Source organism: Undibacterium sp. MH2W, assembly GCF_049340215.1.
Taxonomy (GTDB): Bacteria; Pseudomonadota; Gammaproteobacteria; order Burkholderiales; family Burkholderiaceae_D; genus Undibacterium.
Map to the genome: position 1 here is coordinate 808,171 of NZ_JBMPPA010000001.1, position 13,606 is coordinate 821,776.

Sequence of the window (13,606 nt, forward strand, 5' to 3'; positions counted from 1 at the left end):
TGGTTATTCTCATTATCGCGTCAGTGACGCCGCTTGCAATTGACTAATGCGCACAGTCGCTGGCGGATGTGAATCGTAAAATGCCGAATGGAGTGGATCCGGGGTCAGTGTTGATGCATTGTCTTCATACAGTTTAACGAGCGCAGCAATGAGATCCTGCGCATTGGTGTGCTGAGCGGCAAACGCATCGGCTTCAAATTCGTGTTTGCGTGAGCTAATCGATGTCAGTGGTGAAAAGAGAAACGTGAAGACCGGCAGGCTGAGCATGAACAAAATCAGTGCCATCGCATCATTTTTTGCTAGCAACATCGGATCAACACCTAGCCCAGTATAAAACCAGACTTGCTCTTTCAAATAACCCAACAAGCCCAAAAATGCCAACGAGACGGCAAAAATGACGACCATACGTTTGACAATGTGTTTGAGTTTGAAATGCCCCAGTTCATGTGCCAATACCGCTTCAATTTCTTCCGGGGCAAGGCGGGCAATCAGCGTATCAAAGAAAACAATCCGTTTCGCCGCGCCAAAGCCAGAGAAATAGGCGTTGCCGTGTGCGCTGCGTTTGGAGCCATCCATCACAAACAACCCTTTCGATGCAAACCCAACGCGTTGCATCAGTGCTTCGATGCGGCTACGCAAACTATCATCTTCGAGCGGTGTGAATTTATTGAATAGCGGCGCAATCACACTAGGATAGATCAGCATCATCAATAACTGAAATCCTGTCCAGACAAACCAAGCATATAACCACCATAAGTTACCGGATTTATCCATCAAGCTTAAGACGACCCATACGAGCGGTAAGCCAATCACAGCACCTAAGGCTGTGCTTTTGATCATGTCGCCAAAGAACAGTGCTGGCGTCATTTTATTGAAGCCGAAGCGTTGTTCCAGCACAAATTGGGAGTAATAAGAGAACGGTAAATCCAAGATGCCACTGACCACCGCAAAGGCGGCCAATAAACCGATCTGATAGACCATGCCTGGTCCTGTGAGCTTCAGTACCACCACCGATAACAGTTGCAACCCACCAAATAAGGTGAATAACATCAGCACAACAGCGTTAAAAAGGAGCGAAACGAGACCAAATTTGGTTTTTGCGATCGTGTAATCTGCCGCTTTCTGGTGTGCATCGAGTGGTATTTTCGCCGCAAATTCTGCAGGAACCGTTGCGCGATGCTGCAGAATATGGCGAATATGGCGTGAGCCTAACCAGAACTGCACGACGAGTGTCGTCAGCAGAAAGCCAACGAAGAAAACCGAAAACGTAACTGAATTCATGGGAAAATAAGGGATTCGTAAAAAAGCTAAGGAAGAATTATGTCACAAGCTACCGACATTCAAGCAAACACAAGTGCACCAGCCCGTCCAAATGAGATGAATTTGATCTGGGTAGACATGGAAATGACGGGTCTGGAGCCCGATACGGACAAAATTATCGAGGTGGCTGTTGTCGTTACCGACTCACAACTCAATGTGCTTGCCGAAGGTCCGGTGTTCGTTATTCATCAATCCGACGAAACTTTGGATAAGATGGATGCATGGAATAAGGGAACGCATGGCCGTTCTGGGCTGATTGATAAGGTGAAAGCATCGACCGTCACCGAAGCAGAAGCAGAGGCAGCGTTAATCGAATTTTTGAAGCAATATGTACCAGCGGGCAAATCGCCGATGTGCGGCAACACGATTGGGCAGGACCGTCGTTTCATGGTGCGGGGCATGCCGAAACTGGAAGCTTATTTCCATTATCGCAACTTAGACGTGTCGACGCTCAAGGAATTATGCCGTCGTTGGAAGCCAGAGTTGCTGGCTGGTTTCAAAAAGCAGCAAAAACACACAGCCCTAGCGGATATTGTGGAATCGATTGAAGAGTTGAAGTACTACCGCCAGCATTTTATCAAGGAATAATTGAAAGCCCGCTGGAGGCGACCTCGATGGCGTGCCGTGGGCTGATTTCCTGATCAACAAAAAAGCGCCATCAAAGGCGCTTTTTTTATGTCTTTAAAGCCTGTCGACTTGATTACACGCCCAACAATTCCACTTCAAAAATCAGTGTTGCGTTTGGTGGGATCACGCCGCCCGCGCCGCGTGGGCCGTAGCCCAAGCTGGAAGGGATAGTCAGAATACGTGTGCCGCCAATTTTCATGCCTTGAACGCCTTCATCCCAGCCTTTGATGACATGGCCTGCGCCTAATGGGAAAGAGAATGGATCATTGCGGTCTTTGCTGGAATCGAATTTTTTGCCAGCGCTACCGTCCGGATTTTGCAACCAGCCTGTGTAATGAACAACAACGTGGTTGCCAGCTTGCGCTTCTGCGCCTTCGCCAACAACTTTATCTTCGTATTGCAAACCGCTTACGGTGGTGATCGTGCTCATGGGAAACCTTTCATCTTGAAAAAAAAGTGGGGCAATTGTAGAACAAATTGTTCGTGATCGCTTTTATTTGCACGGGTATTTTGTATTGAGGCGTACCCCTGGATGATAAATTTCCTTATGGAAATACTAGAATTGTCCAATTACCATGAAATCCACAATAAAAAGCGGAAAACCACCCGCCAGAGCGAACACCTGCCGTCCATGCACGGTAAAATGCTCGCTTATTTCATTCTTTAGCGGTCTTTGTTCATGCGTCGTCGTCTTTTCGGATCTTTGCTGGTTGCTCTTTTTACGCCATTTTTTGTTTCAACAGCCCAAGCGAACGTGGTTGTCGTTCTGAATTCTCGGGATGCGACCGTGACGCTGTTAGATCAGCAGACCTACAAGGAAGTCAGTACCTTCCCGGTCGGTAAAGAGCCGCATCACTTGATGGCAACGCCCGACAATAAATCGCTCATCGTTGCGAACGCGGTTGGTGATGAACTGGTGTTTCTTGATCCAGTTACAGGACAGATCCAGCGTCGTTTAAAGGATGTTGCAGATCCCTATCAGATCGGGTTTTCGCCAGATCAAAAATGGTTTGTGTCCAATTCCTTACGGCTTGATCGCGTGGATATCTATCACTACGATGGCAAAGATCTCAAATTAGCCAGCCGTGTGCCGTTAGCCAAGTTGCCGAGTCACATGGCGTTTGACAAGGCCAGCACAACGGCGTTCATCACGCAGCAGGGTAGTGATCAAGTGTCGGCCATTGATTTGGCAACGCAAAAGGTCAAATGGACACTGCCCGTCGGCAAATTACCTGCGGGGATCACGATGACACCCGACGATAAGTATCTCTTAGTCGGCATCATGGGCAGTAACTACGTTGAAGTGATTGACTGGCGTGCCCAAAAGACAGTCAAAAAAATTACGGCGGGTGTTGGTACCCATAATTTCAGAGCGCTTGGCGATAAACGCCATATTTTCGTCTCCAATCGTACTTCCAACGAAATCACGATCGTTGATCAGCAGACCTTAGAAAATGTCGGCAGTATTCCTGTGCCGGGCGGTCCTGATTGTATGGAGGTGAGTGCTGACGGTAAAACACTCTGGACGACCTTGCGCTGGATTAAAAAGGTCGCTGTCATTGATATCGCTTCCCGAAAAGTCATTAAGTTGATTCCAGTTGGACGCTCACCCCATGGAGTATTCTTTGCCAATCGTGCGCCAGATATGTAAATGGACGTTGCTGGCCTTGTCGCCAGCATGGTTGCCCGCTGCGTTGGCAGCGCCAACCAATCATGAAACAAATCATTGTGCGGCGACGGTCTATCTCACCTTTGATACCGGAAGTCAGTCACAAGCGATGCTCGTCGCGCAGACTTTGCGTGCACACCAGATCAAAGCCAGTTTTTTCCTCGCAAACGAAAAAACGATCCAAGGGGATTATTCACTTGACCCCAGTTGGGGCCCCTATTGGAAACAATTAGCCGCCGAGGGGCATGCATTCGGTACACACACCTTTGATCATGTCTATGTTGTCAGAGACTTACCTGATGGACGGATACTGGTCAAACCGCAGTTCGGCGCACATGCTGGGCAAGAGTTAGCGTGGACGCCCCAACAATATTGTGCGGAATTGCATCGGGTTGATGAACGTTTTTCTCAATTAACTGGTCAAAAGCTCGATCCCTTATGGCGCGCACCGGGCGGAAAGCTGACGCCACAGTTGCTTAAGGCCGGTGAGTCATGTGGCTACCGCCATGTGGGGTGGTCGCCAGCGGGATTTTCTGGTGATGAATTGTCCAGCGAAAAATTCAGCAATCCAGTTTTGTTAAAACGTGCATTAGACCATTTGCGTGACGGCGATATTTTTATGGCACATTTGGGGATTTGGTCCCGTAAGCAGGCGTGGATGCCAGAGAATCTGGAGCCGTTGATTACTGGATTGGAACGTAAAGGATTTTGTTTTGCCACATTGCGCGAACATCCTGCTTTCAAGACGTCAGTCCCACTGCAAACCTCCACGTCGGCACGAGGGGTGCCAGTGAATTCAAAATAACTCATCGTAATGGATGAACACGACATCGTAAGGTATGAACTTTTCAGACGTAATGACAACGCTTCAGGCGTGGATTTTTGAGACCATAGTGCAGCCCGCGATGTTTTCGTTGGGCTTAGGTGAGTTTGTTGAAGATGCTTTTGAAGGCGTCGAATGGTTTATTTTTGGTGCGTTGCAGTTATTGTTGGTCTTTATCATTTTGCGCCCGATGGAATCGTGGATTCCAGTCCAGAAGATTGAAAATCGCTATGCACGGTGGAACGATTTTATTTATACGGCACTCCACCGGTTGGGCGCCTTTTCGATGCTCATTTTTTTCGTCTTGGACCCGTTACTCGATAAATTAACGGCGCTACTGCATTTTGAGGGGATGAATCCTTTTAATCTCGAGACCATGTGGTCTGGATTTTTAACGCATCCGGTGCTGTTATTCTTGACCTATGTCGTGGTGCTGGACTTTTTTGATTATTGGTATCATCGTGCGCAGCATCAGTTTAACTGGTGGTGGGGATTGCATAGTTTGCATCACAGCCAGCGCGATATGAATTTATGGACGGATAATCGTAACCATTTACTCGATGACTTCTTGCGCGATGTGTATATGGGTGTCATCGCGATCTTAATCGGTGTTGAACCCGGGCAGTACGTGCTTTTGGTGATGGGCACCCAAGCGCTGCAAAGTCTTCAGCATGCCAACATCCGTGTTCATTTTGGAAAAATCGGTGAATATGTGATCGTCTCCCCCCGATTTCATCGTATCCATCACGCGATCGGTATCGGCCATGAGACCCAAGGTAAGGGGACTCTCGGTGGGCATAATTTTGCCGTGTTGTTTCCCATTTGGGATGTCTTGTTTGGAACAGCGCATTTTAGTCAGGCGTTTGTGGCGACGGGGATCCGTGATCAATTGCCGGCCCCCGAAGGATTTGCACGAGAATACGGCGCTGGATTCTGGTCTCAGCAATGGCTGGGACTCAAACGCATGTGTGGAAAGGATCACAAATGAGTATTGCCCAAATTGGTTTGTCCTGGGGGAGGGCTGTTGCGTCCCAGTTGCACATCCGAATGTTGATGCTCACCTTTTTGCCTTTTTTTGTCGCTTTACTGATCTGGTGTGTCGTCATGTGGTTTGGTATGCAGGCGCTCATCGATTTTGTACAACAATGGTTCAACGCCCACAACACCTTCCAGAGTGCCGGAGAAATATTGGCGATGCTAGGGTTGTTTGCTTTTAAAGCGATGGTTGCGCCGCTGGTCGCCATGTGGTTATTGCTACCGTTGATGATTTTTACAGCGTTACTCTGTATCGGCTTATTTGCGATGCCAACCATCAATAAGCACGTCGGTTCTCGGCATTATCCTGACCTTGAGCAGCGACGTGGTGGCTCGGTAATAGGTAGCGTGTGGTTTTCGATGACCTCGTTTTTGCTGTTTGCGGCGGTGTGGTTACTCACCTTGCCATTGACCTTATTTCCGGTGATCAGTCTGGTCTTGCAGCCTTTGCTGTGGGGGTGGCTGACATATCGCGTGATTGTCTATGACGCATTGGCAGCCCACGCCGATGCGGAAGAGCGCAAAGCATTATTGCGTCAACACCGCTGGCAGTTATTGTTTATCGGTACCGTTGCAGGATTAGTTGGCGCGGCCCCAGGCTTGTTGTGGCTCGGGGGTGTCGTGTCTGTTTTATTTTTACCGTTGATGGCCGGTGTCGCTATTTGGATTTATGTGCTGGTGTTTGTATTCACTGGGCTTTGGTTTCAACATTACTGCCTCGCCGCCTTAGAACAACATCGTCAGCAAGCAGAGCCAACGTAGTCGGCGTAAGATCTGCAGAATACTTCACACAAAGGACGCATTATGGGAATTGGCATCATTATCATTGGCGATGAAATTCTGTCAGGAAAGCGCGAGGATAAGCATCTATCCAAGTTCATTCAAATTCTGGCGGCGAGAGGATTGCAGTTGGATTGGGCGGAATATGTTGGTGATCAACGTGATCGGATTATCTCAACCCTACAACGCAGTTTTGCTTCGGGAGATATCGTATTCTCGACGGGCGGCATCGGTGCAACGCCCGATGACCATACGCGCCAGTGCGCTGCCCAGGCGCTTGATCGTGAGATCACGCTACATCCAGGTGCCAAAAAGCTGATTCAAGAACGCATCACTGACATGGCCGCAGAAGCGGGGAAAGTGGTCGATCTGGAAGCACCAGATAATCTGCAGCGACTCAAAATGGGGGAATTTCCGGTCGGAGCAGAGTTGATCCCCAACCCGTTTAACAAGATTCCTGGTTTCTCAATCCAAGAACACTATTTCGTGCCTGGCTTTCCCGTGATGGCATGGCCAATGATGGAATGGGTGCTCGATACTTACTATGCCCATTTGTTTCACCAGCAAGCACGTGCAGAAAAAGCGGTCATCGTGTACGAAGCCATTGAGTCCGTGTTGACGCCGTTGATGGAGCAGTTGGAAGCCGATTTTCCGCAGATTAAAGTCTTTAGTTTGCCCAGCGTGGGGACCGCAACACAACGTCGCCACATTGAATTAGGTGTCAAAGGTGATCCGCAACAGGTAGAATCGGCGTTCGAAAAAATGTGCGCAGGATTAGCTGCGTTACATGCGGAGTATGTATTGATTTCACCGACATAAATTGCACCTAAGTGCACGAGGCTCAATGAAAAAAATTAAGTTCACGTTATTTTCCATACGCGATTTGTTGGTTGCATTTGGCCCGATGCTGCTGGTGCTGTCTGTCATTGCTGGTGCTGCCTACTATTTAGTGGACCCAGCACCGGATCGAGTGATTGAGCTCTCCGCTGGTCCTAACGATAGTTCTTACCAGCGGTTTGCTCAACTTTATGCGGCAGAGTTGGCGAAAAATAAGGTGACCTTACGCATCAATGCCTCGCAAGGCTCCCAGCAAAATCTCCAAAAAATTAGTGATCCAGACTCTGAAATCCAGGTGGGTTTTGTTCGTAGTGGTTCGACGGATGCCCAAACTGCCGAGGAGAAAGGCTTGGTGTCACTGGGTAGCTTATTTTATGAGCCTATCTGGATTTTTTATCGCAGTAAAAAAGAGTTCGATACCATCAGTCAGTTTAAAGGCAAGCGCGTCAATCTCGGTGCAGAAGGCAATGGGATGCACCAGATGTTCTCCCAAATTTTGAGCGTCAACGCGATGCAGGAGAGTGATCTACAGATCATGCGCCTCAATGACACCGATGCAACGAAGACATTTCTCGACGGTAAAATTGATGCGCTGGTATTTAGCTCTGCGAGCGATTCACCATTAGTGCAGCAACTGCTCCAAAGACAAGACGTACGCTTATTTGATTTTGTCCAAGCGGAGGCCTACACCCGCCGATTCACGTTCTTATCGAGTGTCGTTTTACCTCGCGGTATCGTGGATATTGGGCGAGATATTCCCTCGCGTGATTATCATCTGATCGCACCGACCGCAACGTTGGTGGCACACGAAAGTTTGCATCCCGCCTTGATGGGCCTATTGTTGCAGGCGGCACATAAAATTCATTCAAAAGCAGATTGGTTTAGCGATCAGGGAGAATTTCCCTCTGATAAATACACTGAAATTCCGGTCGCATCTGAAGCCGAAAAGTTTTATAAAAATGGCCCACCGATGCTGCAACGGTATATGAGTTTTTGGATGGCGAACTTTTTTGACCGGATGTGGGTCGTGTTGATTACCGCAGGCGCATTGCTCTTGCCACTGTCCAAAGTCATCCCGCCGCTCTATGTCTGGCGGATCCGGTCGCGTATTTATCGCTGGTATGGTCAGTTGCGCATCGTGGAGCAGTGGATTGACGAAACGGACGCCAATTCGCCTGTTCAGCGTCTCGAGAAACAGTTGCAGCATCTCGATGAGATCGAGGACAAAGTCAATAATACGAGTCTGCCATTGGCTTACATGGAAGAGTTATATCATTTGCGTAGCCATATCCATTTCGTGCGGGATCGGTTGCAAGAACGCATGAAGAACGCGGAAGTCGCTCAATCGCTGTAATGGTGGCGCAGATTGTGGTGACGAGGTTGGACGTCACCACCGAAAGAGGCAAGATAGAAAGGCGTTAACCTGGGGTGGATGCGCTTTCTAATGCATTTGCGAACAGATCCAAGGCTTGACGCAAGCGCTCATCACTCATCGTTAAAAGCTGATCTCCGACGTACCATTCAAACATACTGCTATCCGGTAACGCGCTCGCGACGGCATTGTTAAAGAGCCAAATCCCATGCTGTTGTGCAATCGTATTACGAATCGCGATGGCTTTTTCTGGTGCGACAGGTAGATGCAGGTGGAGCATGTTGGCTTGCGGCTGTGCAGGGTTGGTGCGGAACTGTGGGTAGTGATGCAGGATATCGTACAGCTGTTGCGTCCGCTGAAAATAAGCGGGCATCGCTGCCAGACGCTCGTCAAATTGCATCGCAACTGAGGCGACATACGGTGTCCGGCGGAACACATTACCACCTAGCCGATGAATCCACACTTTGGCTTTAGCGAGAAAAGCGGGCTTTCCGAGCAGCATGGCCCCTGCCATGCCTGCCATCCCTTTATAAAAAGAGACGTAGACTGTATCAAAGCCGTGCGCGATTTCCTTCAGGGTTTTGCCATAAAAGGCGGCGGCTTCCCACAGTCGGGCACCATCCATGTGCAAATGAATCTGATGCGCATGGCAATGTGCTTTGATGGCTTCTAATTCATCCCACGTCGGCAATTGGCCACCAATTTCGCGCATAGGCAACTCAATTTGTAGGGCGGCAAGTGGCTCTACTTGTGACGTGAGATCCTTGAGGGCCCAAGGCCGATGAGGTTGTCCCAAGGTGATTGATTGGAAGTGCTGTAGGGTTTGAAAGTTACTACGTTCGTGGATCAGGATGTGTGAACTCGCATGCAAGCCCACGAGTGGACTCCGACGTTCCTGAGTGGCAAGTCGTAAGGCGGTTGCTTGCGTCATTGTCCCGGTAATGCAAAATAAGCCTGCCTCCATTCCTAGCAATGACGCAATTTTTTGCTCGAATTCTTGTACCACCGGACCGTCGCCATAAGTGTCAAAGTCGACCTGATGCTGCTCGCACCATTGCGCCATCCGTGTGAACGTATCGGCGGGTGAGAGCGCACGATGACCTGTTAGTAGCGTATGGCAGGCACTTTTTAATTTTGATAATTCCGCGTCGGTCAAGATTTTCTCCTGAAATTAAAGTCCACATAAAATTTTAAGTGGCAGTATGCCATGAGTCTCAATTCCGTTTGGAATGTAGGCTAGAATCAGGTTTTTCCTGCTATCAGACACTGCCAGATCATGACTACATTGCCGACGTTTGCCCCAAACTTTACCACGCCCTACGAAAGCGGTAACCGCAATCAGACCACGTCATGGAGCGACTGTATTCGCTTCTATCAAGAACTGGCGCAAGCGTATCCTGACGTGCTGCATTTTGTTGAAATCGGGCGATCCGATGCAGGTCGTCCTTTGCATGCGGGTATCGTGACGGCAGACGGTGAATTTGATCGTGAGCGTTTAAAGGCACAGGGTCGTCCTGTTTTTTTTAATAACAATGGTATTCATCCCGGCGAGCCAGAGGGCGTTGATGGCTGCATGGCGCTGGTGAGAGATTTTTGTCTTCAACCTGAACGCAGGGCTGCGTTAGGAAAGACAGTATTTTTGTTTATCCCTCTGTATAACGTGGATGGTAGCCTCAACCGCCAGAACACATCACGGGTTAATCAAGAGGGTCCTGAGAGTTTTGGGTTCCGGGGAAATAGTTTGCATCTGGATCTAAATCGCGACTTTATTAAGTGCGATAGTCTCAATGCGCAAGCGTTTAACCAGTTCTTTAGCGCCTGGAGCCCGGATGTGATGGTCGATACCCATACCTCGAATGGTGCGGATTATCATTACACAATGACGCTGATTCAGACGCAGACCGATAAGTTGGGCTATGGATTAGGTCCTTTTCTCAAAGACCAGATGCTGCCGGCCATTTATGCTGAGATGGCAGAACGTGGATGGCCTACCTGTCCTTATGTCAATCCCATCAAAGATATCCCAGATCATGGGATTGAAGACTTTTTGGAGACCCCGCGTTTTTCGACCGGATATGCCGCGTTACATCACACAATTGGGTTTATGCCAGAAACACACATGCTCAAACCCTTTGCCGATCGTTATGAATCGATGCGCGCACTGGTCGAGACGGTGTTGAATTTTACGGTGGCCAACGCGACGTCAATTCAGCGACTGCGTGCGGAAGCCCGTGAGGCGGCGAGTGTCAATAAAGAAGTGGCGGTTCATTGGACTGCGGATCATAGCCAGCCATCGCAATTTCTCTTTAAGGGATACGAAGCGGTTTATCATCCGAGTACGATTGGTCAATACGTTCGATTGTCTTATAACCGCGAGCAGCCATGGGAAAAAACCATCCCGTACTTCAATCATTTCATCGCAGATATTTCTGTAAAGCAACCAAAAGCCTACGTAGTGCCTCAGTCGTGGCGCGCTGTGCTTGAGCGCCTTCTATGGAACGGTGTGCGGATGCAACAGATAAGTGAAGATCAGGTGATGGATGTCGATGTGTACCGGATCACCGGGGTGACTTCGCGCCCTCATGCGTATGAGGGACATCTGTTTCACGATGATCTAACGCTTCAAAGCCATCGAGAGCAGGTCAAAGTAGAAGCAGGTGACTACCTGATTCCGCTCGATCAACCTCAGGCGCGCTACATCGTTGAGACGCTAGAGCCACAAGGCCATGACAGTTTCTTCCGTTGGGGGTTCTTTAACAGCTGTCTGGAGAAAAAGGAAGCGTACTCCGATTATGTCTTCGAAGACACTGCCGCTGAAATCTTGCGTGATGAGCCTGCCGTTCGCGTCGCTTTTGATGCTTGGAAGCAAGAAAATCCTGCGTTATTGCATGATCAAACGGCCGTGTTAGATTTTATTTTTGCGCGTTGCCAACGCTTTATTGAGCCTGAATGGAACCGTTATCCGGTGTTACGCATTAATTAATTTTTTACAAGCTTGCATCTTGTTACAATTTTCGTGAAAACATAATAGAATCTACGCCTGCTGCAATCCTATCAACCTTTTTTAGACAGGTCGTGTATGGCAAAGTTATTGGATTACCTGAATCACCTTGATCAAAATGCAGATGCGCGTGAAGCTCATGCGAAAAATTCGTCTCACGCGATGACACAGTTCGGGTTATCGCATGAAGAGCAGGCAACGTTTAACTCCGGTGATAAAGCAAAAGTAGCGCACGCTGTTGGTCTGAAGCCAGCAGAATTGCCAACTATTGAAGTGACGCATTTCACAACGGAGTAATTTTTTGGCACTTGCCGAATTTTTTCAGCGTGTAACAAAACAGGGAGCAAGGGTTTGGATCGTCTTTGCTCTCTTTTTTGCGCCTTCCATCTTGGTATCAGAGGTTCTCGCTGCACCCGCACCACTGCCCGCCGCCATTCCAGCGTCTGAGGCGCAACAACATACCCAAACGATCGCCCAATTGCTTGAAGCAACGGCGGCGGCGTTAAGAAAATCCCCTCAAGAGAGCAATCAACTGCTTTCTGCGTTAGAACGCCAAAAAGACAAATTTACCAAACAAGAAGAGACCAAGTTTTTTCTCTTGAAGTCCTCATCGCTGGGCTTACAAGGACGTAACCTTGACCGGATCACCCTGGTGAATTCGTATTTGAATAAGGTGACAGATCCCGACATTCGGTCGATGTTCCTGTATCAGCTGTCAACCGCTTATACCGAGCTTAATCAATATGAAAATGCGTTGAAAGTGATGAACGAGGGGATTTCGCTCCTTGCTAAGCTATCCGATGTCAATGCAAAAATTTCGACGCTGCAGTCAGCGGTATCCATGCTGATTTCGCTGCATGCCTACGATGAAGCGTACGCCTATACCGAACGTATGCTTGAGCTAAAAGGTGTGAACGATGATCTGTCCGTGCAGTGTTATGGGCTGGCGAATCAAGTGGAGATCCATTTTTTGAGAGGTGAGCACGCCTTAGCAAAACAGAAGATTGCCCCTGCGTTAAACGTCTGTGACAGCAATGGTCGTTCCTTTATCTCCTACATCATTAAATCCCTGTACGCCATCGATTTAGTCGGGCAGGGCGAGTACGAGAAAGGGGTAACGTCGATTATTCCTTTGCTGGGAAATGATACGAACGCGACAAAAGTGTCTGAAACGACGGTCCAGCTTCAAGAAGCGCTGGGACGCGGCTATCTGCACTTGGGAAAACTTGCTGAAGCAGAAAAGGTGACTGCGCAGGCATTGCAGAACGCAACCAATGCCAAATATGACAAAGCGCTTGAGATGTCGAATGAAACAATGTCGAAAATCAAGCAGGCACAGGGGCAGTTCTCTACTGCACTTGAATTTGCCAATGCGGCGATGGGGCTCAAAGATAAACTGCTCGATGATCAGCTGCAAAAAAATATCGCCTATCAACGGGCGCAGTTTGATATGCAAGACAAAGCAAATCAACTGACTCTGCTCGAACAGAAAAATAAACTGCTTTCTTTTGAGCGTCAGTTAGAAAAAAAGAATAACGAAGTGTTGTTATTGCTTGTGGGCCTCGCAGCGATCTTGTTGCTCGCCTCAGGCGTCTGGCTGTGGCGCGTCATTCAGCAAAAAAATCTGTTTAAACGTCACGCACAAACAGACGGGCTGACACAGATCAGTAACCGTAGTCATTTTATGACAGTCAGTACAACGACGGTTGCCGAACGCACAGCGCCTGTCAGCATGATTTTGTTTGATATGGATTTCTTTAAACGGATTAATGATAACTTCGGTCATCCTACTGGTGACTGGGTGTTGCGTAACGTATGCCTCGCTGTCAAAGAGGTATTGCGGGCAGGCGATACATTTGGTCGACTCGGTGGGGAGGAATTTGCGATCTGTATGCCGTCGGCAGACACGCAGGTAGCGGTGCAACTTGCAGAACGTTGTCGCTTAGCGATCGCGGCAATTGACACAGAGCCGAGTGGATTTCGTTTCCCATTGACGGCCAGTTTTGGTATCGCGACGATCGATACCAATGGCATTGCCAGCTTTGAAGCATTGATGGAATGCGCGGACAAGGCGCTGTATAAGTCTAAATCTGAGGGACGAAATTGTGTCTCAGTGTTTGAATAACCCCCGTTCGACTCACC

At 48.7% G+C, this 13,606-nt stretch carries 13 protein-coding genes; 10 read left to right on the forward strand and 3 right to left on the reverse strand.

Features of this window, described 5'->3' with window-relative positions:
- Positions 1–12: 12 nt before the first annotated feature.
- Positions 13–1,281 carry a M48 family metallopeptidase gene (locus ACO0K2_RS03405; protein ID WP_423015737.1) on the reverse strand — a complete coding sequence of 423 codons (1,269 nt, stop codon included), beginning with the start codon at positions 1,279–1,281 and terminating at the stop codon, positions 13–15.
- A 39-nt stretch (positions 1,282–1,320) separates the two neighbouring features.
- Between ACO0K2_RS03405 and orn the strand changes: the two genes are divergently transcribed.
- Positions 1,321–1,908 carry an oligoribonuclease gene (gene orn, locus ACO0K2_RS03410; RefSeq protein WP_423015739.1) on the forward strand — a complete coding sequence of 196 codons (588 nt, stop codon included), beginning with the start codon at positions 1,321–1,323 and terminating at the stop codon, positions 1,906–1,908.
- Between the two features lie 112 nt (positions 1,909–2,020).
- Here the strand turns inward: orn and ACO0K2_RS03415 are convergent, their stop codons facing one another.
- Positions 2,021–2,377: an FKBP-type peptidyl-prolyl cis-trans isomerase gene (locus ACO0K2_RS03415; protein ID WP_162021193.1), complete on the reverse strand. Its 357-nt coding sequence runs from the start codon at positions 2,375–2,377 to the stop codon at positions 2,021–2,023.
- Between the two features lie 249 nt (positions 2,378–2,626).
- Between ACO0K2_RS03415 and ACO0K2_RS03420 the strand changes: the two genes are divergently transcribed.
- From ACO0K2_RS03420 to ACO0K2_RS03445, 6 genes are read left to right on the forward strand one after another with little or no spacing between them, the layout of a single operon-like run.
- Positions 2,627–3,598 carry a cytochrome D1 domain-containing protein gene (locus tag ACO0K2_RS03420; RefSeq protein ID WP_423015741.1) on the forward strand — a complete coding sequence of 324 codons (972 nt, stop codon included), beginning with the start codon at positions 2,627–2,629 and terminating at the stop codon, positions 3,596–3,598.
- A complete protein-coding gene (locus ACO0K2_RS03425) occupies positions 3,561–4,421 on the forward strand; it encodes a polysaccharide deacetylase family protein (RefSeq protein WP_423015743.1) in 861 nt (286 codons plus the stop codon). The genes ACO0K2_RS03420 and ACO0K2_RS03425 overlap by 38 nt, the downstream gene beginning before the upstream one ends.
- 52 nt (positions 4,422–4,473) lie before the next feature.
- Positions 4,474–5,427, forward strand: a complete 954-nt coding sequence (locus ACO0K2_RS03430) for a sterol desaturase family protein (RefSeq protein ID WP_423015745.1) — start codon at positions 4,474–4,476, stop codon at positions 5,425–5,427.
- Positions 5,424–6,236, forward strand: coding sequence for an EI24 domain-containing protein (locus ACO0K2_RS03435; RefSeq protein WP_423015747.1), 813 nt, complete (start codon positions 5,424–5,426; stop codon positions 6,234–6,236). Before ACO0K2_RS03430 ends, ACO0K2_RS03435 begins: the two co-directional genes overlap by 4 nt.
- Before the next feature lie 42 nt (positions 6,237–6,278).
- On the forward strand, positions 6,279–7,073 hold the full coding sequence (locus ACO0K2_RS03440) for a competence/damage-inducible protein A (RefSeq protein WP_423015749.1): 795 nt from the start codon (positions 6,279–6,281) through the stop codon (positions 7,071–7,073).
- A 25-nt stretch (positions 7,074–7,098) separates the two neighbouring features.
- On the forward strand, positions 7,099–8,445 hold the full coding sequence (locus tag ACO0K2_RS03445) for a TAXI family TRAP transporter solute-binding subunit (RefSeq protein WP_423015751.1): 1,347 nt from the start codon (positions 7,099–7,101) through the stop codon (positions 8,443–8,445).
- Between the two features lie 64 nt (positions 8,446–8,509).
- Here the strand turns inward: ACO0K2_RS03445 and ACO0K2_RS03450 are convergent, their stop codons facing one another.
- Positions 8,510–9,619, reverse strand: coding sequence for a threonine aldolase family protein (locus ACO0K2_RS03450; protein ID WP_423015753.1), 1,110 nt, complete (start codon positions 9,617–9,619; stop codon positions 8,510–8,512).
- A gap of 120 nt (positions 9,620–9,739) precedes the next feature.
- Here ACO0K2_RS03450 and ACO0K2_RS03455 point away from each other — a divergent pair, with 120 nt between their 5' ends.
- From ACO0K2_RS03455 to ACO0K2_RS03465, 3 genes are all read left to right on the forward strand, one after another.
- Entirely contained in the window at positions 9,740–11,446 is a 1,707-nt protein-coding gene (locus ACO0K2_RS03455) for a M14 family zinc carboxypeptidase (RefSeq protein WP_423015755.1), read from the forward strand.
- 96 nt (positions 11,447–11,542) lie between these two features.
- Positions 11,543–11,761, forward strand: a complete 219-nt coding sequence (locus ACO0K2_RS03460) for a hypothetical protein (protein ID WP_423015757.1) — start codon at positions 11,543–11,545, stop codon at positions 11,759–11,761.
- A gap of 4 nt (positions 11,762–11,765) precedes the next feature.
- Positions 11,766–13,589 carry a diguanylate cyclase gene (locus tag ACO0K2_RS03465; RefSeq protein ID WP_423015759.1) on the forward strand — a complete coding sequence of 608 codons (1,824 nt, stop codon included), beginning with the start codon at positions 11,766–11,768 and terminating at the stop codon, positions 13,587–13,589.
- Positions 13,590–13,606 lie beyond the last annotated feature (17 nt).